Source organism: uncultured Victivallis sp. (assembly GCA_944389935.1).
Taxonomy (GTDB): Bacteria; Verrucomicrobiota; Lentisphaeria; order Victivallales; family Victivallaceae; genus Victivallis.
In genome coordinates this window covers 11,289-31,000 of record CALXOE010000027.1, presented here as the reverse complement: position 1 = coordinate 31,000, position 19,712 = coordinate 11,289, and the positions used below count along the sequence as shown (strand labels likewise).

Genomic DNA, 19,712 nt, shown 5'->3' with positions numbered 1-19,712 from the left:
CAGAAAGGTATAGCCATGAAGTATGATTATGTTTGCAGGCAATGCGGCAGAAACAAACCCAAAGACGGCGGCAAGTACTGCAAACCCTGCCGGGCCATCGGATTTGATGAACTGCTGAAGTTGGCCAAAGAAATCAAAGCACCCAACCCCAAGGAGAAATCAACCCATGATCCCGAACAATGAGACCGACCGCGAAGAGCTGGCCCGTGAACTGGCCGCCCGAAATGATCTGGAATTGATTCCATTGCCGAACGGCCTTTACCGGCTCGGAGACGCTCCCCCGGCAACGCTCGACCAGATACTCGAATTTTTTGGAAATTGAGGCAACATGCCGAATTTTAAAAAATTCATTTCCTGACATTGTGTGTAAAAAAGGGGCCCCTTACGGTCTAGGAGCCGGGCAAGGTTAAAAATTTTGCCCCCCATCCCTTGCCGAGGGGCTTTTTTTTCATAGCATGCTTTTATATTTGATTTTTTTATTAGGATTTCCTTGCTATATAGCTGGCCATGTGATTGGGCTTCGCTTCTAATAGTTCGAGGTAACAAAATTGTATCAGTCGCCCTTGACACGTTCTTGCAGTGGTGCTATATTCCAGGCGTTGCGAGTACAAGCCGCAGCCGCCGACCGTTTCAAGGGCCACCAACCCCGAGGCGTTAACATGAAACTTTTTTTGTGCCCTGAAGTTTTGCCGTTTTGCGTGAAGCAGGAAACGGGTGGTGCCGTCCTGCAAGGTGCTTGTACCACCGACCGCAAGACGGCTCTTTTGCTTCCGGGCCGGGAGAATTGCAAATGAACAACACCAACCCAACCGCTACCAATGCAGCCGAAACCGTGTTTCCTGACAAGTTTACTGAAATGCATGAAAGCGGGCCGCAAATCACCGAAGCCATGAACGCGAGTAATGATCGGTCAAGCGCAGAAACCCGCGCAGGAAGCGGTAATGCGGCGATTTATGACGGCATAGAGCCGGAGGCGATTATGTGGGGCGTACAGGAAGCCGCCAGACGCGGGGTTTCTCTGCCGAAGTTAATTTCCGATTATCTCCGGACGTTCCGCCCGGTATATCGGGAGTATCAGGAAATCTTGCGGAAGTTGATCGAGGCGAATAAAAACGAACTCGAAGAAGAGTATGAGATACAGAGGGATTACGCAAAATCTTCCGAAGCTGTTCCGGAAAATCATCGTTTGGAGGAAATCAAACTTTGGCGCCGCCATTGGATACTTGAACGGTTGCGGCATTGCCATCCGGATGATATTATTTTCTTCATAGCCTCCCGGCACATTCCCCATGCCGAGGGCGAGGGCGAATTGCTGAATACTCTTGCCATACTTCGGCCGCAGGAGTAGCCCGGAGAACCGCAGACGTTCGGAGGTAATTCAACGGGCGAAATTTTGCGCCCGTTGAAATTCCAAAGTCCACACGAAAGCATGAAGTAATAATAAGGCGTCCATGACTTTTGATAAAAGCCTGCGAATGTATGGGAGGGGCATGTAGCACGTTGGCAATTTCGCAAAATGTGCTACATGCCGGATTTCACCAGCTCTATTTTACCTGGAACAATTATAGATGAATTCCGTGCCCCGAATTTTTGGGCGGCTGGATTCTTGAAGTTATGGCCGGACGGGGTATATTTATAGCTGAGATCGAAATTCCCTGCGGATCGTCGGGGCTTGTTATGACATTGAACGAACTGAAAAAAGTGATTGCGGATCGAAAGCGCGGCATTGTCGCCCCGCTGAAATCGCGCTTGTTTGAATCGGCGCAGTTGCGTTTTCCAGCCGGGCCGCTGGCGGAAGATTGCTTGCTGGTGTGCTCGATACTGGAAAAGCCCGAAAGCGGGGACGTGGTTGTTATCCGGTTGAATGACGGCAGCACCGTTGCCGGGGAGCTCCCCCGCGCGGCAGCGGCTTCAAACGCCCCGAAGAAAAAGCGGCACATGCGACGGGCCGCCGACATGGAACAACTGGGAAACGTCCCCGCTATTATCCTGCGGAACACATCCGGAGAGACGGTATCTTTCCAGCAGCACGAAGTCAGCGCGGTCTTGAAAGTTGTTGACGCCGCTATGAAAATTTTGTAAGTCGTTTATAATCAGTGGTTGCTATTCAACATAATGGGTGTTATGCGACGTTATAAAATTATATGCTCATAAACTGCTATTCATTAATGAGTTACGGAACACCTTGAAAAAAACGGGATGCCTGATTGCGACATTATCCGGAATCGAAACATATAATTTTAGGGACGTTTTCCGGGGATTTTGCCGGAAAGGGGATAAAGACCGGCTTATTTTTAAGCCCGTCGCGTATTTCCGGAACGAAATTCCCGGCCAGATTGCTGGGGCGATGGTTTCCGGAGGAAGCTGCTCCATAAATTTGTGGAGCACCGGGGGTACCGTCGCCAATTTTGGCGAGCGCTTGGGCGGATTCAGAATTTCTGAAGTCAGCTCTGGCGCCCGCGCTCATTTTTGAGCATGGCAAAATCCGTACCGTCCATAAAATTGTGGACGGCGCGGCCGCTTCTTTCGAGATTTCCGCTCAAATTACAACATTTTTACAACATTCGACAAGGCTAATCAAAAAAAGACGGGGAATCGAAGTGGTTTCCTTGACGCTTCCGACCATGGCTTTTTACACCGGGACATGACCGGAAAGACGCTTTTCCCGTTTTGGGCAGCAGCTTCCAGCGCTTGCACGCCGTTTACACTTTGAAAGACCGTTTTTGAGGGGAAATCGGCCCGAAAAAATGTTGTAAAAATGTTGTAATTCTTGTTTCGGAAGTGCTGTTTTTCGCTGTTTTGCACCATGTAACAGGGGTAAAGATGTTTGAGGGGGAGTTGAGGGGAAAAAGTGGTGGATCCGGCCGGATTTGAACCGACGACCAAGAGATTATGAGTCACCTGCTCTGACCGCTGAGCTACGGATCCACGAAATTCCCTTACTATAATTCCGGTTTCAATGATTCGCAAGCCCCGCAACGGTTTTTTTACGCTTTTCAATGCCGCAGGGTGGATTTTTTCCTCACCGCGAAGTATGGTATGCCGTATAAGAAAAGGTGAGAAACTCTATGGAACATTACGAGTGGTTCGTTTACGGCGGTTTTCTGCTGTTTCATATCGGAATCTGCTTCCACATTCTGATCACAAAACGCGAACAGCCCGGCGAGGCACTCTTCTGGCTGCTGCTCGTCGTCCTGCTGCCCGCCGTCGGCATCGCCGCTTATCTCCTCTTCGGCATCGTCAGACTCGATCACGCTCAGAAAAAAGTCCTGCTGCTCCAGCAGAATATGAAAGTGGATCCATTCCGATATTTCGGCCCCGCCGTCGCCGCCCTCCAGAAAGCTCTGAGCTCTTTCCAACCTCCCCCGGAGATCACGGAAAATCCTCATAATTTCATGTTCGACCGGCTGTTCCCCGACTCCGCAGCCCTCGCCGGAAACCATCTCGAAATGCTCCGCGACGGCGTCACCGCATATCCGCGCATGCTCGAGGATATCCGCCACGCCCGGCACTGCGTCCGCATGCAGTCCTATATCCTCATGAGCGACGAGGTCGGACGCACTTTCATGGAAGCTCTCGAGGAACGCGCCCGCGCCGGCGTCGAAGTCAAGGTGCTCTTCGACTCACTCGGCAGCATCCGGAGTTATTTCTCCCACTACTTCCGACGACTGCTCCACCGGCGGCTCGCGAATTTCCAGATCCGGTCGTTCTCGCCGTTCCATTTGATCACTCCCTGGCGCTTCCAGCTGCGCAACCACCGCAAACTCCTGCTCATCGACGGGAGAATCGCTTACTCCGGCGGAATCAACATCTCCGAGGAAAACGAACGCACGACGCGCGTCCCGCGCAATCGCCATATCCACGACCTCCACTGCCGGATCACCGGCCCCGCCGTCGCCGAGCTGACCAAGTCGTTCCTCCAGGACTGGGCCTATGCCACGCGCAAAGAGTGGCTCGACGGTGTCGGCCCTCATGATTTCCCGCTGCCGGAAAACGAGGGCGACGCCGTCGTGCGCATCCTGACCAGCGGACCCGGCGGCAACTACGAGGGTACCCGCAAACTCTTTTTCGCCGCCGCCATGTCCGCACGCCGTTCTCTCTGGATCATGACCCCCTATTTCGTTCCGGGGCCGGAGTTCATCAATATGCTCTGTCTGACCGCGGCACGCGGAGTCGACGTGCGGATCATCGTCCCCGCGAACAATGACCACTTCTTCGTCTCCTGGGCGGCGCAGAACTATTACTCCACGCTGCTCGAGAACGGCGTCAAAATCTACAACAAACAGGGCGTATTCTCCCACATCAAGGCGCTGCTCGCGGACGGAACCTGGGGATTCATGGGGTCGAGCAACTGCGACAGCCGGAGCTTCCGGCTGAACTTCGAGCTGGATTTCTGTTTCGAGCAGAGTCCGTTCCCCGGAGTCCTGCGCGACCAGTTCCTCGAGGAACTCGCCAACTCTCTGCCCGTCACCCTCGAACAGGAGCGCGCCAAGTCGTTCCCGCGCCGCCTCGGGGAGAACATCTGCGCGCTGTTCACGCCGATCCTCTGAAAAAAAATACCCCCGGAACGCCGTCTCGCAGCGCTCCGGGAGTGTGGCTCGATCGATCCTGCGCTTCAGTTCACCTTGACCGCGGTGTCGAACGGCGCGGCGGGAACCCCCTTGCTGTTCACGAGGTTCGGATTCGCAAGCTTGTCCCAGCCGAAACGGAGTCGCTGCGGCTCCGCGACGCGCTCGGATGTGACGATGAGTCTGCCGTTCTCAATCACGCCGGAAGCGGGGTGGAACGTGTTGTCTTTCCCCGCCAGCATCAGGTGCGAAACGGGTTTCCCGTCGCGGGTTTTGAGCCCGTTCGCATGGTCGAATTCGACGATGAGCCGGTTGCCGTCGCGCTTCGCGCTGCGGAACGTCGGCGCCATCGCGGAGTCGTCTCCGATCCCGTAGGTGTGGAACAGTACGAGATTCGCGAGGCGCTCCGCCAGCGGAATCTTGTTCCGCGGATGGATGTCGTTCTCCTCGCCGCAGTCGGTGGCGACGATGAATCCGGCGTTCCTGTCGGTCTGGGCGAACCGCTGCTGGGCGGCCCAGAAGTTCGGAATCCGGGTGCTGTCCTCATTGCCGTATTTGTAGGGCGGGAGCTGAACGATGTAGATCGGCATGTCGGGATTCGCGAAATTCGTCCGCCAGGTGTCCGCGAGCGCCTTGAGCTTTTCGCCGTAGAGCGCACCCTCGGAGTGGTTGTCCTCCCCCTGATACCAGAGCATCCCCTTGACCGCGAACGGCCCGAGCGGGTGAACCATCGCATTGAAGAGCGCGACGGGGAGGCGCTGTTTGTCCTTGCGCAGTTCGTCGTCTTTCTTCTTCATCATGTCGGCGACCTGGCTTTCGACGGTTTTCGCGGTCTGTTCGAGGGTTTTGAACTTCTTCATCGACTCGAGCGTGCTCATGGCCTCGACGCGGCAGCCGCCCCAGGAGATGTCGATGAGACCGACCGGAACCCCGGTCGCTTTCTGAATCCGCGCTCCGGTGAGATAACCGACCGCGGAGAAACCGCGCGCCGTTTCCGGCGTGCAGACTTTCCAGCTGATGTCGAGGGTCGTCATCGGCGTGCGGCTCCAGACGCGGGGCACCTGACAGAGCCGGATCTGCGGATTGTCCGCGGCGGCGACCACTTCGGCCGCTCCGGTGATGTTTTTGAGCACCCACTGCATGTTGCTCTGCCCGGCGCAGAGCCAGATGTCGCCGACGAGAACGTTCCGGAACGTCTTCGTCCCGTCGTCGCCTTTCACGGTGAGGACGGCGCCCGCGGCGGAGGCTTTGGCCGGAGGCAGTTCGAGTTTCCATCGGCCGTTCCCGCCGACTTTCCCGCGGACGGTGGCGCCGCCGAACGCGACTTCCACTTTCTCCCCGGATTTCCCGGTCCCCCAGACGCGGATCGGCGTGTCGCGCTGCAGAACCATGTTGTCGGAGAACACCGGGGCGGTTTCAACCGCTTCGAGGGCGAGTGCCGCACCGGTGAGCGCGGCGGCGATCAGTTGTTTTTTCATAAAACCTCCTTGACAAGAGCTGGTTGAGTTTAGTATAGCATTCGATGGAGGAGAATGCAAGTTTTCCGCGAAATTCCGTCGCATCCGGCGGAAACCGGCGGAAACCGGCGGAAACCGGCGGAAACCGGCGGAAACCGCCCGCGCGGCGGGAATAAAGCGTTTTTTTGTCGGAAAGAATTCTTGTATTTGCCGAAAAATCGGTTATGTTTCCGTATGAACGTATGCAGGAGAAACGATGAAGCAGCTTGATCCCGTCCGGAGAGCGGAGAGTATGGCGCACCGTCTGCGCCGGAGAATCGCGGCGGCGCTGTTCCTGCGCGGATTTCTCCGCGCGTCCGGCGCGGCGTGGTTCGCGGCCGGAGCGCTGGTGCTGGCGGTGCGGATCTTCGCCCGGCCGCTGCCGGACGCCGTCCCGTGGGGAATCGCGGTCGCGGCGCTGGTCGTCTCCGCCGCAATCGCCGGGTGTTCCGCCGCAAAACAGCTCCCCGGAATCAGGCGGCTGCTGGCGTGGCTCGACGGCGCGGGCGCTTCCGGCGGATTGCTGACCGCGTCGCTCGAGGTGGCGCCGGGCGCATGGCGCGAACGGATCGTCCTGCCCGCGATGCCGAAGATCCGGACCGGCGGCGCGAGGGAATGGGTCGCACCGGCGGCGGGCGCGGCGTTTCTCGCCGGAACTCTGCTGATTCCGCAGTCGCGCATTGCCCCGCAGGAGCACTGCGCGCTGGACATCTCGGCGGAGACGGCCGAACTCGAGCAGAAACTCGAAGTGCTCGAGGAGGAGTCGCTCATGCGCGAGGAGGAGCTCGACGGCATGCATGCCGCGCTCGATGAGCTCGAACTCGATAACGACGCGCGCGACACGGCGCGCACCTACGAACTGCTCGACGCTCTCGCGCGCAAGGTGGATCTCGCGGGAGAGGAGGCCGGCGAACGGGTGCGCAACGAACTCGAGACGCTGCGCATGCTCTCTCTCGCGCTCGACTCCCTGAATGCTCTCCCGCTCGACCAGGTCCCCCCCGAGGCCGCGGCGCAGATGAGCGCTCTGCTCGAAGAGCTCGCGCAGGAGAATCCGGAACTGGCGAAGATGCTCGCCGATTCCGGCGCCGCGACTGCAAAACTCGACCCCGGAACGATGAAACGCCTTGCCGAAGCGATGCGCGACTCCTCGGGCGGACTCGAACGGAAACTCGCGAAACTCGTCGAGCAGAAACTCCTGAAATCCCGGTGCGCCCGTCCCGGGCAGTGCGACGGCGGAGATGGCTCCTGCGCCTCTCCCGGCAGCTGCCCCTACGGGGAGGATCTCGCCACGTGGCTCGAGAAGAACGCCCCGGGCGCCGACGGACTGCTCGCCGCCTGCGCGATGTGTGAGCCTCGGCCCGGAGGGCGGAGCGGTGCCGGCGAACCCGGGCGCGGCCGCGCCGACGCGATGCTCCGGTACATCGGGAATACGCCGGAGTTTTCCGGGAAAGAGACGGATCTCGCCGTCGCCGGGGTGAACGATCCGGCGCAGAGCATGGTCGTTCAGCGGTTTGCGGGGGCGCCCGACGTCGACGGGAGCGAGCGGCGGGCGGCCGCGGCCGGCCATCTGCGCGGCGGCGATGCCGAAGTCGAACAGCGCGACGCCCGGATCTATCCCGAGCACCGGGCCGCCGTGGAGCGCTATTTCAAACCGAAAGAGAAATGATGGGCGGCACATACCGCAACGTTGACTGAAACCCGATACCAAACAAGGAGTTGTCTTATCATGAATCAGACCGGACTCATTACGCCGGAGGAGCTGCGGCCGATCTGCGGGCGGGCATGCCGGATTCTCGACGAACTTGACCGGATTCTGCTCGGCCACCACGAGGTGCACCGTCTGCTGCTGATCGGGATTTTGAGTCGCGGCCACATTCTGCTCGAGGGACTCCCGGGCGTCGGCAAGACCGCGCTGGTCAAGGCGCTCGGATCGCTGCTGTCGCTCGAATTCAAGCGCATTCAGTTCACCCCGGATCTGCTGCCGAGCGACATCCTCGGGTGCAACATATTGCAGATGATGCCGGACGGGGAGCGGAAGATGGTGTTTCAGCCCGGGGCGATCTTCTCGAACATCGTGCTGGCGGACGAGATCAACCGCGCTTCCCCGAAGACGCAGTCCGCGATGCTCGAGGCGATGCAGGAACACGCCGTCACGCTGCTCGGGGAGACCCGGCCGCTGCCGGAACCGTTTTTCGTGCTCGCCTCGCAGAATCCGATCGAACTCGAGGGCACCTATCCGATTCCGGAGGCGCAGCTCGACCGGTTTCTCTTCAAGATCGCGGTTGGAAACGTCGGCGCGGACGTGCTCACCGAGATCATCTCGAACCGCCGCCGCGGCGAACCGCCCGCCCCGACGTTCCACGTGTCCGCCGCGGAACTCGCGGAACTCTTCGACGCGATGGAGCGGATCTATCTGAGCGAACCGGTTGCGAATTACATGGCGCGGCTCGTGGCGGCGGGGCACCCCGGCTCTCCGGAGGCGCTGCCGGAGATCGAGCGGTTCGTCTCGTTCGGCGCCTCGCCGCGCGCGGCGATCGCGCTGGCGGAGTCGGCGCGCGCCGCGGCGCTGCTCGCCGGGAGGCCGTCGGTCGGATTCGAGGATGTGAAGAGCGTCGCGCCCGCGGTGCTGAATCACCGGCTGATCCTGAACTATCAGGCGCGGCTCGAAAAGGTGACGAGTTTCGACCTGATCGGGCTGCTGCTGGAAAAGGTCGATCCCGCCGGGCTCGGGCTGCCCGCCGGAGTGGCGCTCGAACCGGGGGGGGCGAAATGATGAGACTCCGGAGAACGGGCTGCATTCTGCTTCTTCTCTTTGCGGCGTGGTTCTGCCGGGCCGAACAGTTCGGCGAAATTTCGATCGAAATGGTGCCGGGCATGATCGAGGAGCCGCGGGGCGAAACCGGCTGTTTCATCCGGGAGTTCCGGCTCGAGAACCGCGGAGGCGGACCGGCCGCGATCTGGATGCGGATGTATGCGGATTCCGGGCTCCCGTTTTCGGCGGAACGGTCGCTGCTGCTGCCGCCGGGGGCGGTGCGGAATGTGCAGCTCCAATGGCCTCAGGTGATCTCCCGCCGCTATTTGAGCCGGTATTCCAGTAATCATCTCAGCGCGGAGCTCGAGCTGGCGATCAACGGCCGCCGGGTGCGCCATTCGCTTTCCCCGGGAGGGGGCGGCATTTCCGTGACCACGCTCGTCTCCGGAACGGTCGCGCTCGGGGAGTTTCTCTCGAAGCTCAACTCGTTGCAGGTGAGGGTCTCCCCCGTCCCGGTCGCGCAATGGGGGAGGGAGCCGCTCGACTATTCCGGACTTCGTTCGGTCTGGATTTCGTCGACGGACCGCCTGCCGACCGAAGTGGAAACGGCACTCATGCGCTGGGTGTTCGGCGGCGGCACGCTCGTGGTCTGCGTCCCGCCCGACGCGGCCTGGCCGGAGGGGGAAGAGCCGGATGAGGGGTTGAGGAAAATCAGTCACGGCTGGGGGACGCGCATTCTCTGCCGCCCGATCCCTCCCGACGGATTCCCGGAGGCGGCCGACGGCCCGGAGCCGGAGGAACAGCCCGGGAGCGCGGCGGCGACCGCGGCGGTCGATGTTTCGCCGTTCGGGATGGACAATCAGAGCGATGAGAGCGGGATCTTCTCCGCGTCGCCGGGGCTTTCGCTTCTGCATTCGCTCACAACAGGCGGGTCGAGCCGCATTTCGCAGGATTCGTCGGCGGTCGAGGATGGGCTCAAGCTGGAGATTCCGACGATTCCGCTGCACTGGCTTTTTTTCGTGATGGTCGCGTTCGTGATTCTGATCGGTCCGGTCAACTATTTTGTGCTGAGGAAATTGCATCGTGAGATGCTGCTGCTGGCGACGACGCCGGCGATCAGTCTGCTCTTTTGTCTGCTCGTGATCGGGTTCATCACGGTCGACGAGGGGTGGTATTCCCGGGCGAAAGCGTCCGGAATCACGCTGCTGGACCAGCCGACCCGCCTCGCCGCGACGCACGTCCGGTTCGGCGTTTATGCGCCGATACCGCCGCGCGGCGGATTGCGGTTCGACTCGGGCGACATGCTGAACTTCTGCGGCGCGGGGGAGATCGACCTCGCGCTCAACGAGGGGCAGCATTTCCGGTCGGGATTGATCCAGCCGCGCATTCCGCTCTACGCCGTCGTCGAGCGCGTGACTTTGCAGCGCGAACAGCTCCGGATCGTGCGGGAGAAAGGGGGAATTTCCGTCGTGAACGGCCTCGGCGTGAAGCTCACCGGTCTCGGCGTCATCGACGACGCGGGGCGGCTGTTCGTGACCGACGACCCGGTCGAGCCGGGCGCGCGCGTGCAGCTCAAACCGACCTCGTTCCGGACCGGACGGAGCGAAATGGAGTGGGAGGCGCTCCTCAAGCAGTTTGAGCGCTCCGACGCCCCGGGGGCGGAGGAGAATTTCATCCGCCGGAACGTGAGGGAGTTCGCGCGCGGTTATTATGTGGCGCTCACGGAGGAGCCGCTTTTCTACACGCCGGGATTCAAGCCGGATCAATTTGAGGCGAACCATCTGGTGTTCGGCCGTTACAGCTTTTCGGGAGAGGAGTAGAATGAAAATCCAGGTGAGGAATCTTGTGCGCACGTTCGGAACCACCCGGGCGGTGGACAACATCAGTTTCGAGTTCGCCTCGGGGAACATCTTCGGCTTCATCGGGCCGAACGGGGCGGGCAAGACCACGACGATCCGCATGATGGCGACGCTCGATCTGCCCGATTCCGGCGACGTGTTTTACGACGGGATTTCGGTCGTGGACGACCCGGAGGAGGTGCGCAGGGTCGTCGGATACATGCCCGACTCGCTGCCCGATTTCCGGGACATTCAGGTGTGGGAGTACCTCGACTTCTTCGCGCGCAGTTTCGGGCTGCGCGGCGAAAGGCGCAAACGCGCGCTCGCCGAGATCGAGGAGTTCACGAACCTCGGAGGAATCCGCCACAAATATCTCGCCGGGCTCTCGAAAGGGATGAAACAGCGCGTGAGTCTCGCGCGGGCGCTCGTGCACAATCCGGCGGTGCTCATCATGGACGAACCCGCCGCGGGACTCGATCCGCGCGCGCGGCTCGAACTGCGTTCGCTGCTGAAGATCCTCTCCGAACAGGGCAAGGCGATTCTGCTCTCGAGTCACATCCTCTCGGAACTGCAGGACATCTGCGACGGGGCGGTCATCATCGAAAAGGGGAAACTCCTCTCGGCCGGGACGCTCGACCAGCTGCTCGCGAAAGCCGGCGGCGCCGCCCCGGGCACTCCGGACACTCCGGGCGTCCCGGACGCGCCGCCGCAGGTGACGGTCGTGATTCAGTGCGCGAAAACGGAGGAAGCCCGGCTGAAACTGCTCGAACACCCTGCCGTGAAAGAAGTTGTGATTATGGGGGAGGGGAAGCTCAAGGCGTTCATCCAGGGGGGGGACGAACTCGTTCCGCCGGTCATGGGCACCTTGTTCGCGGCGGGGCTGCCGGTCATGGGATTCATGCGGCAGTCGATCGGGCTCGAGGAGCTCTTCATGCGCATCACCACCGGCGAGGTGCAGTAAAATGGCGAACGCAGCGGAAAAAACGGTCCGCCGGGATTGGAGCGACTGGTTCAACCCGGTGTTCATCAAGGAGATGCGGCAGTATTTCCACAATCGCGCCATTCTGGCGGTCATGGGAGTTCTGCTGCTTGTGCAGCTGCTGCTGCTCGTGATGATTCAGCTGCTGTCGGCGGAGGAGGAGGCGAACGAAATTTTCGGCAGCGGCGCATTCATGTTCGGCATGGTGACGGCGGGAATGGCGCTGGCGGCGTTTCTCGTGAACGCAGTCGGTTCGATGCTGCGGTTCACGGAGGAGCGGCGCGACCGGGAGCTGGATTTCTCCCGCACCACGATGCTGTCGGCGAACCGGATCATTCTGGGGAAGCTGTCCGGGGCGTTCGTGATGACGGTTTTCATCTACGCGCTCTGTCTGCCGTTCATCGTGATCGCGTACTTTCTGCGCGGGATCGCGATGCCGACCATGCTGGTTACGGTGCTGGCGACTCTGCCGCCGCTCCTGATCGCGATGCAGGCGGGCATCCTGGTCGGATGCGCCGGAAAGCGCTGGCTGATCGGGATCTACTTTCTGTTGATGTTCCTCCTGGGGATCGACGCGCTCGTGTTATTCGGATTTCTGGTGTCGTCGTTGAGCTTTTCGGATTCGCACTACTGGCTGTCGGTGCTGCTCTGGTACACGCTCTGCTTCTTTCCGTTCGGGCTGCTTTATGCGTTGAGCGTGGCGGCGTTGAGTTCGCGGCAGGCGAACCGGATGCTGCCGGTCCGGATCTTCCTGGCGGTGACGCTGGGGGCGGCTCTGCTCGCCGGGCTGGCGGTCGCCTGGATGAGCGACGGGCGGATCGATCCGCTCCCGGGGGCGCTGTTCGCGTTCGAGGCGGGCGGGGCGTTCGTCGCCGCGATCTGCGCGACGCTGGCGGCGTTTGAACGGCTCGATCCGGGCAGGCGCGTGCGGCGTTCGTGGCCGCGCAACCGGGCGGGGCGTTTCGTCTATTTCCTGTTTTCGAGCGGGGCGTGGGGCGGCATTGGATTGTCGTGGCTCATCGTGCTGGCGATGGGGGCGGTGTCGGCGCTGCTGTTCGTGATCTCGTCGGATGGGGGGAGAAACGGCACGGCCGCGCTGTGCTGGTGCGCGGTCGCCTGTTATTTCCTCTTCTACGCCCAGATCGGAATATCGGCGTCGAGCTTCTGGACCACGCAGCCGGGATGGTGCTTCTGGATGTTCACGGTGATTCTCTTCGTCTTTCTGCCGCTGCTCCTCTGCGGGCTGGTGGCGAGGATGACCGATGTGAGCGTGGAATTCCTGCTGATTACGACGCCGTTCTGCCTCGTGGACGTCTCGCCGGGCAATGAGCTGCTCATGGCGCTCTTCGGGCCGTCGTTCGCGCTGGCGTCTCTGGTATTGGCGGTCACGTTCCGCGCGATTCTGCGGAAAAGGGGGAGGGCGGCGCGATGAGATTCCGAACGTTCAGCGACAACTGGAACTTCTGGACGGTCAAGTATCTGCGCCGGGTCCGGCACAATTTCTCTCTGGTGATCTGCGTCGGCATTCTGCTGCTGCTGCAGTTTCTGATCTTCCGCAGCTATATCGGGGAGATGCCTCTGCCGAAAGAGTGGCCGCCGTGGTGGGTTCTGCTGCTGCTTTTCTTCTGCGGGCTCGGCACGACGGGCTGCATGACGATCGGATACGGTACGGTTTCCAGCCGGAAGCGCGAGCGCGATCTGGAACATTTTCTCCGGTTTGCGCCGATGGATGCGAACGCGGTCTGCCGGGGTTTCATCTGCAGTCATCTTCTGACGTTCGGGATTCTGTTCGCGACCTGCGGGCTCGCCTGGGGGGTGACGATCTGCCTTTTCCCGGAGATGACGGGGCGTCTGCTGCTGTGGGTTCTGGAAGTTTATTTCTTCTCCTGTATTCTGCTGCAGTCCGCGGGGAGACGTCTGGGGCGCCCCGATCAGTCTCTGCTGCTGATGCTGGCGTTTTTCCTGCTCTCCGGCCGGATTTTCCAGGGGGAGCGGGAGCATCTGACGGATTCGGCGCTGACGGTTATCCTCTTTTTTTCGGCGCTCTACCTGACGCTGCTGTTCCGGGAGTCGCTGCTGCCGAAAGAGGCGGTCCGCGAAGTCGGGCCGCGCCTCGCGCTGGCGGGATTTCTGGTCGTCGCTCTGCTGTCCGGGTCGCCGGTGACGGCCGGGGTGCAGGCGCTTGTCCTCGCGATCGGGGCGTATGCGTCGATGGGGTGCGCGGTTCAGGGCGTTCCGAACCGGCAGCTCAGACGGCTTCCGCGCAACGGCTGCGTCCGGTTTGCCGCCTGGGTGCTGTACGGCTCCTCCGCGGGGGGATGGATCTGGAGCTGGATCGCGGCGGCGACGGCGTGGGCGATTCTGCAAGGCGGGGAAAGCAGTTTGTCCGGAGTCCTCTTCGCGGTGAGCTGGGGACTGGCGTGGGCCGAGGCGGGAGTTTTCCTGCTCTCGCTGATCCGGCGGCGTCTGCGCCGGGTCGACGCGACGTTGGTGCACGGATGGTGCGTTGTGGCCGGATGCGGGGTGGTTCTGGTCGTGCTGGCGATGATTGCAATTACGTTCGGAATCGACGGCGGGGAGGTGTTCCGGACCGGAGCGAACTGGGGGTGGGCGGCGGCGGCCGTGCTGCTGATCCCGAACCTGCCGCGGATGGCGTTCGACTTCCGGAGAATCGTGCTCGGAAAGGGTGTGGAATGAACGGATTCTGCCGAAACGCGATCGCCGCCGCCCTCGCCCGGGGGGAGGGGCTGGAACTGGCCGCCGACCGCCTCAGCGCCGGATTCGACGGGCGGCGCACGGGGAGGCGTTCCGGCAATGCGCTCGAATTCTCCGAGTACCGCGAATACCAGGCCGGTGACGATCTGCGGCGGCTCGACTGGGGCGTATACGCGCGCAGCGGGCAGCTCATGGTGAAACGTTACAGCGAGGAGGTCGATCCGCGCTGCGACATCGTGCTCGACGACTCCGCGTCGATGGCGGTGCGCGAAGAGAAGGCGGCGGCGGCGGCCGGGGTCGCGGCGCTGCTCGCGCAATCCGCCGTGAATGCGGGATTCTCGCTCGCGGTCTGGCATTGCGGCGAAAAACTTGAAAAGGAGGAGCGCGCGCCGTTTCCGCTCGAGTGGAGCCATTGCGATTTCGCCGCGGAGACGAGTCCGGGGGAGGTGTTCGATTCGTTCGCGGGCGGGTTTCAGTTTCGCGGAATCCGGTTCGCCGTGACCGATCTCCTCTGGGCGGAGGAGCCGCGGCGCTTTCTGCGGCGTCTCGCCGACGGGGCGCTGCGGACGGTCGTGATCCAGCTTCTGACGAGGGAGGAGCAGTTTCCGTCGGTTTCCGGCAATGTTTCGCTGATCGATGCCGAGAGCGGCGAGGAGCGCGAACTCATGGTCGACGAATCGATTCTTGCGCGTTACCGGGAACGGTTCGTCCGCCATCAGGAGCTGTGGAGCCGGGCGGCCGGGGAGTTCGGCATCCGGCTGATCCGGCTGACCGTCGAGGAGTTCTATCCCTCCTGGGATCTCCGGGAGCTGTTTCGCTGCGGGGTGTTGAAATGAGTGAATGGATCACCAGCTTCGAGCATCCGGCGTTTCTCTGGGCGGGGGCGGCGGTTCTGCCGCTGCTGGCGCTCTACTGGTTTTTCCGGCGGTCGAACGTGACCCGGGTTTCGGCGATCTTCCTCTGGGAGCGGCCGGAGACGATGCCGGAGAGCGGGGCGCGCTGGCAGCTGCGGCGATTGCCGCTCTCGTTTTTCCTCGAGGCGCTGGCGCTGCTGCTGCTCGCGTTCGCGGCGGCCTCACCGTTCCGGATGGCGCGCGAGGCGTATCCGGTGCTTGCGGTGGTGCTGGACAACTCGTATTCGATGCGGGCGGCGCCGCCCGGGGGAGTCTCGCCGCGCGAGCGCGGAGCGGAGGAGCTGCGGAAACGCCTCGCGCGCCATCCGGGCCGCCGGGTGCTGCTGATTCTCGCCGGAAACGAGCCGCGTCTCTGCTCCGACACGCGGGAGGAGAATCCGGATTTCGAGAAGTTCTGGACGGCGGACGAACCCGCCGCCGATCTCGCCGGGGCGCTGGCGCTCGCGCGCATGCGGAGCGCGGGGTGCGAACTGCTGGTGCTGACCGACCGCAGGCCCGATTTCCCGCTGGCGGAGGATACGGGCTGTTTTGCGGCCGGAACTCCGCTCGGGAACACCGCGCTCGTGAACGTCCGGCGCGGGGCGGAGACGATTCTCGCGGAGGCGCTGAACGCCTCTTCCCGGCCGCGGCGCGTGCAGCTCGAACTGAATCCGGGGGGCACGGCCGGAACGGTGGAACTCTCTCCCGGGGAACGGTATAAGTTCGTCTGCCGGATTCCGGATTCGGCGCTTGCGCGCGAGATCTCTGTGACGCTGCGCACGGAGGAGGGCGATCCGCTGCCGTTCGACAACCGCGTCGTCCTCCTGCCGGAGTCGCGCGAACCGGTGCGATACGCCGTGGCGGCGGATCTGCCGGAGCCGGCGGTGCGCGAACTTGACGCGGTGCTCGCCGGGAATCCCGATTTTGTGCGCAGCGACGATCCGGAACTTGTTTTCGGCGGTCCCGGTCTCGCGGCGGGGAATCATCACCGCTTTCTCTGGAACACCGGGAGAGCGGGGCAGGGGAGCTGGTCGCGCGAACCGATCTCGGCCCGTCCGGACCGGGTGCTCACGCGCGGGCTGGCGCTGCGCGATCTGCGCTGGAGTGCCGATCCGCAGCTGCGGCTGCCGGGGGAAGTGCTTCTGCGGCGCGGCGAGACCCCGCTGCTCTCGTTCCGGCGCCGGATCGACGACCGCAGCGATCTCTTTCTGAACCTCGATCCGGAGAGGTCGAATCTGAGCCGCCGCCCGTTCTGGCCGGCGTTCTTCTGGAACGTCGCCGAGTACCTGCGGGCGGAGCGCCCGGGGCCGGGGCTGCACAACTTCCGCAGCGGAGACCTGATCGCGTTCCGGATTGCCGATCCGGCCGTGCGCGAGGTGCGGGTCATCTGCCCGGACGGGTCGGAGCGGAGCGTGGTGCCGTTCCGCCGCCGCGTTCTGCTGGCGGATCTGCCGCCCGGAGTGAGCCGGATCGAAGCCGGAGAGGAGGCGTGGAGCGTTTCGGTTCTGCCGCTTTCCGCCGTCGAGTCGCAGCTCGAGGGCGCGGGAGTTTTCCGCTGTGAACCCAGGCGCGTCGCGCAGATGGCGGAGAATCCGCGCACGCCGCTCGGCTGGATCGCGCTGCTGCTGGCGGCCGCAGTGCTGGCGCTCCATCAATGTCTGCTCGGCCGCAAACGGGAGGAGGCGGCGAAATGAACATTCTCTGGCCGGCGGCTTTTCTGCTGATTCTTCCTCCGGCGGTTCTGCTTTACTGGCGGCCGTTCCGGAGTCGTCGGGTGTGCGTGATCCGGATGATGGTCTACCTCGCGCTCGTGCTCGCGCTTGCGGGAATTTCGATCGAATGGCCGGACCGCGCCGGGACGCTCGTGGTCGCGGTCGACCGCAGCCGTTCGATGCCGGAGAACGCACCGGAGGAGTCGGAAGCGTTTCTGCGCCGTCTCGAGCTGTCGCGGCCGCGTGACTCGCAGCTCGGCGTCGTCGCGTTCGGCGGCGGGGCCGTGATCGACAAACTGCCGGAGTCGCCCGGATTCGACGGACTCCGGAGCCGGATCGACAATCCGGACGGATCGAACATCGCGGCCGCGCTCGAGCTCGCGCTGACCCAGATCCCCGCCGACTCGCCGGGGCGCATTCTTCTGTTGACCGACGGACTCCGGACCGGAGCGGATCCGGCGCGGCAGATGGCGCTCGCGGCGGCGCGCGGCATTCCGGTCGACGTGAGGCTGATGGCGCGCAGCTCCGCGAACGACCTTGCGATCACCCGGATCGATTCTCCGCTCACGGCCGCCGTCGGGGAGTTCTACACGCTGAACTGCCGGATCGTCTCGCCCGCCGCGCAGCGGGCGACCTGCCGGATCCGGCGCGGCGACGGACCGTGGAGCGTGCGGACCGTCGATCTGCGGCGCGGAGTCAATTTCGTCTCCTGGCGCGACCGCGGCGACCAGGCCGGCGTCATCGACTACACCATCGAAGTCACGGGAGCGGATTCCGCCTCGGATGAGCGCCCCGAAAACAACCGGGCGCGGCGGCTCGTCGAGATCGCCGGGCGGAAACCGCTGCTGCTGCTCACGGAATCCCCCTCCGGCAACCTCGCGCGCGTGCTCAGGGAAGCCGGAATCCCGGTCGTATCGCGCCGTCCCTCTCCCGCGGAGCTCACGCCGGAGAGACTCGCCGGCTGTTCCGGTGTGATTCTCGAAAACGTCCCCGCCTCCCGGCTCGGTCCCGACGGCATGACGCTGCTCGCAGACATGGTGAAATCCGGCGCGCTCGGACTCATGATGACCGGCGGACGCAGTTCGTTCGCGGTCGGAGGCTACTACCGTTCTCCGCTCGAAGAGATTCTGCCGGTCTCGATGGAGCAGCGCCGCGAGATGCGCAAGAGTCTGCTCGCGCTCGCGATCGCGCTCGACCGCTCCGGCAGTATGAGCGCCCCGGTCGGGAACATGACCAAAATGGATATGGCGAATCTCGCGACGCTCGAAGTGTTCCGGCTGCTGATGCCGCGCGACGAGTTCAGCGTCATCGCCGTGGACAGTTCGCCGCACGTGTCGATTCCCCTGACCCCGGTCGAGGATATCGTCGGCGGCGAGACGCGGATCCGGAGCATCGAGTCGATGGGCGGCGGCATTTTCGTCTACACCGCACTGCACGCCGCCACGACCGAACTGATGAAGTCGAACGCCGCGACCCGGCACCTGATCCTTTTCGCCGACGCCGCCGACGCGGAGGAGCCGGGCTCCTACCGCGAACTGCTCGAACGCACCTCGCGCGAGGGAATCACCGTCAGCGTGGTCGGACTCGGATTCGAGAGCGACTGCGATGCGGAATTGCTCAAAGAGATCGCCCGGCGCGGCAACGGCATGATCTACTTCTCCGACCGCGCCGACGAACTTCCCCGCATTTTTGCGCAGGACACGTTTCTCATGGCGCGCAGCACTTTTGTCGATACGCCGGTCGAGGCGCTCTACACGGCCGCGCTGCGGAGTCTCACAAACGCCGATTTCGGCCGTTCCGCCGAGTTCGGCGGCTACAACCTCTGCTACGGGAAAGCGGGCAGCGAAGTCATTCTCGTCAGCAATGACGAATTCAAAGCGCCGATCGCCGCGACCGGGCAGGCGGGGCTCGGACGGGTCTGCGTTCTCACCGCCGAGGCCGACGGCGAATACACCGGGCCGTTCGCCGTCGACCCCATGGCCGGAACGCTGCTCTCCTCCCTCGCCGGATGGATGATGACGCCGGAATCGGGGCAGGGGGAGTTTCTGCTTACGCAGTCGCTCGTCGACGGCGTTCACCGCATTGAGATTCATCTCGACCCGGAGCGCGGGCGCGACCCGTTTCCCGCGCCGCCGGTGGTCAATACGGTCGTGACTCGACCGGGCGGGGCGCCCGTCACGCGGCAGGATGCGTTCGTCTGGGTCTCTCCGGACCGGCTGGAAGCGAACATCCCGCTCGAGGGGGACGCGGTCTGCCTCTCCACGGTCGGCTGGGAGGGGAAACGCCCCGAAACCCTCGCGCCGGTCGCACTCCCCTGTTCCCCGGAGTTCCGCCCGGCCGAATCCGCCTCCGGAAATGAGATCATCGAACTGGCAGCCTCGACCGGCGGCGGAGAACGGCTGCTGCCGGACGGCATCTGGGAGGAACTCCCTGCCCGGTTGCGCCGCATTCCGCTCGCGCCGTGGCTGCTGGCGGCCGCGGGGATTCTGCTGCTGCTCGAAGTCGCGGAACGGCGGCTCGGACTCTCCGGACGGCTTTTCCGCCGCCGGGAAGAGCGCCCCGTTCCCGCTTCCGCCGTCCCTCCGGCAATGCCGGGGAAACGGGGGAGAAAACGGGGGAAAGCCAGCCGCCGGAAAGAGCGCCCCGTTCCCGCGGAAGTGGAAACTCCCGCCCCCGCCGCCGGGGAGGAGTCGCCGCCGGACGCCGATTCGCTCGGGGAGGCGCTGCGCCGCGCCCGCCACCGCCGGTGAACGGCGAAC

The 19,712-nt window shown here is 63.1% G+C and carries 15 protein-coding genes and 1 tRNA gene; 14 read left to right on the top strand and 2 right to left on the bottom strand.

Annotated elements, in window-relative coordinates:
- The first annotated feature begins 15 nt into the window (after positions 1–15).
- From Q0J85_RS09360 to Q0J85_RS09345, 4 genes are all read left to right on the top strand, one after another.
- Complete coding sequence (locus Q0J85_RS09360; RefSeq protein WP_294480735.1) at positions 16–183, top strand: hypothetical protein; 168 nt, start codon at positions 16–18, stop codon at positions 181–183.
- On the top strand, positions 167–322 hold the full coding sequence (locus tag Q0J85_RS09355; RefSeq protein ID WP_294480733.1) for a hypothetical protein: 156 nt from the start codon (positions 167–169) through the stop codon (positions 320–322). The genes Q0J85_RS09360 and Q0J85_RS09355 overlap by 17 nt, the downstream gene beginning before the upstream one ends.
- A 468-nt stretch (positions 323–790) precedes the next feature.
- Positions 791–1,348, top strand: a complete 558-nt coding sequence (locus tag Q0J85_RS09350; protein WP_294480730.1) for a hypothetical protein — start codon at positions 791–793, stop codon at positions 1,346–1,348.
- A 329-nt stretch (positions 1,349–1,677) separates the two neighbouring features.
- Positions 1,678–2,082 (top strand): hypothetical protein, encoded by a 405-nt coding sequence (locus Q0J85_RS09345; RefSeq protein ID WP_294480727.1) that lies wholly within the window; start codon positions 1,678–1,680, stop codon positions 2,080–2,082.
- Positions 2,083–2,852: 770 nt separating this feature from the next.
- Here the strand turns inward: Q0J85_RS09345 and Q0J85_RS09340 are convergent.
- Positions 2,853–2,928 (bottom strand) — tRNA-Ile (locus Q0J85_RS09340).
- A 140-nt stretch (positions 2,929–3,068) separates the two neighbouring features.
- Between Q0J85_RS09340 and cls the strand changes: the two genes are divergently transcribed.
- A complete protein-coding gene (gene cls, locus Q0J85_RS09335; RefSeq protein ID WP_294480723.1) occupies positions 3,069–4,550 on the top strand; it encodes a cardiolipin synthase in 1,482 nt (493 codons plus the stop codon).
- 65 nt (positions 4,551–4,615) lie between these two features.
- On the opposite strand, the gene Q0J85_RS09330 is transcribed toward cls, so the two are convergent.
- Positions 4,616–6,046, bottom strand: coding sequence for a sialate O-acetylesterase (locus Q0J85_RS09330; protein WP_294480720.1), 1,431 nt, complete (start codon positions 6,044–6,046; stop codon positions 4,616–4,618).
- A 235-nt stretch (positions 6,047–6,281) separates the two neighbouring features.
- Between Q0J85_RS09330 and Q0J85_RS09325 the strand changes: the two genes are divergently transcribed.
- From Q0J85_RS09325 to Q0J85_RS09285, 9 genes are read left to right on the top strand one after another with little or no spacing between them, the layout of a single operon-like run.
- On the top strand, positions 6,282–7,730 hold the full coding sequence (locus tag Q0J85_RS09325; RefSeq protein WP_294480718.1) for a hypothetical protein: 1,449 nt from the start codon (positions 6,282–6,284) through the stop codon (positions 7,728–7,730).
- Between the two features lie 60 nt (positions 7,731–7,790).
- Positions 7,791–8,837, top strand: a complete 1,047-nt coding sequence (locus Q0J85_RS09320) for an AAA family ATPase (RefSeq protein ID WP_294480715.1) — start codon at positions 7,791–7,793, stop codon at positions 8,835–8,837.
- Positions 8,834–10,636, top strand: a complete 1,803-nt coding sequence (locus tag Q0J85_RS09315; RefSeq protein WP_294480713.1) for a hypothetical protein — start codon at positions 8,834–8,836, stop codon at positions 10,634–10,636. The genes Q0J85_RS09320 and Q0J85_RS09315 overlap by 4 nt, the downstream gene beginning before the upstream one ends.
- A gap of 1 nt (position 10,637) precedes the next feature.
- The gene (locus Q0J85_RS09310; protein WP_294480711.1) at positions 10,638–11,615 is read left to right on the top strand and encodes an ABC transporter ATP-binding protein; all 978 of its coding nucleotides are present in this window, start codon (positions 10,638–10,640) and stop codon (positions 11,613–11,615) included.
- 1 nt (position 11,616) lies between these two features.
- Positions 11,617–13,065, top strand: a complete 1,449-nt coding sequence (locus Q0J85_RS09305) for a hypothetical protein (RefSeq protein ID WP_294480708.1) — start codon at positions 11,617–11,619, stop codon at positions 13,063–13,065.
- Entirely contained in the window at positions 13,062–14,330 is a 1,269-nt protein-coding gene (locus Q0J85_RS09300; protein ID WP_294480705.1) for a hypothetical protein, read from the top strand. The genes Q0J85_RS09305 and Q0J85_RS09300 overlap by 4 nt, the downstream gene beginning before the upstream one ends.
- Positions 14,327–15,184: a DUF58 domain-containing protein gene (locus Q0J85_RS09295; protein ID WP_294480703.1), complete on the top strand. Its 858-nt coding sequence runs from the start codon at positions 14,327–14,329 to the stop codon at positions 15,182–15,184. Before Q0J85_RS09300 ends, Q0J85_RS09295 begins: the two co-directional genes overlap by 4 nt.
- Positions 15,181–16,935 (top strand): BatA domain-containing protein, encoded by a 1,755-nt coding sequence (locus Q0J85_RS09290; RefSeq protein ID WP_294480700.1) that lies wholly within the window; start codon positions 15,181–15,183, stop codon positions 16,933–16,935. The genes Q0J85_RS09295 and Q0J85_RS09290 overlap by 4 nt, the downstream gene beginning before the upstream one ends.
- A complete protein-coding gene (locus Q0J85_RS09285; RefSeq protein WP_294480698.1) occupies positions 16,932–19,703 on the top strand; it encodes a VWA domain-containing protein in 2,772 nt (923 codons plus the stop codon). The genes Q0J85_RS09290 and Q0J85_RS09285 overlap by 4 nt, the downstream gene beginning before the upstream one ends.
- Positions 19,704–19,712: the final 9 nt, after the last annotated feature.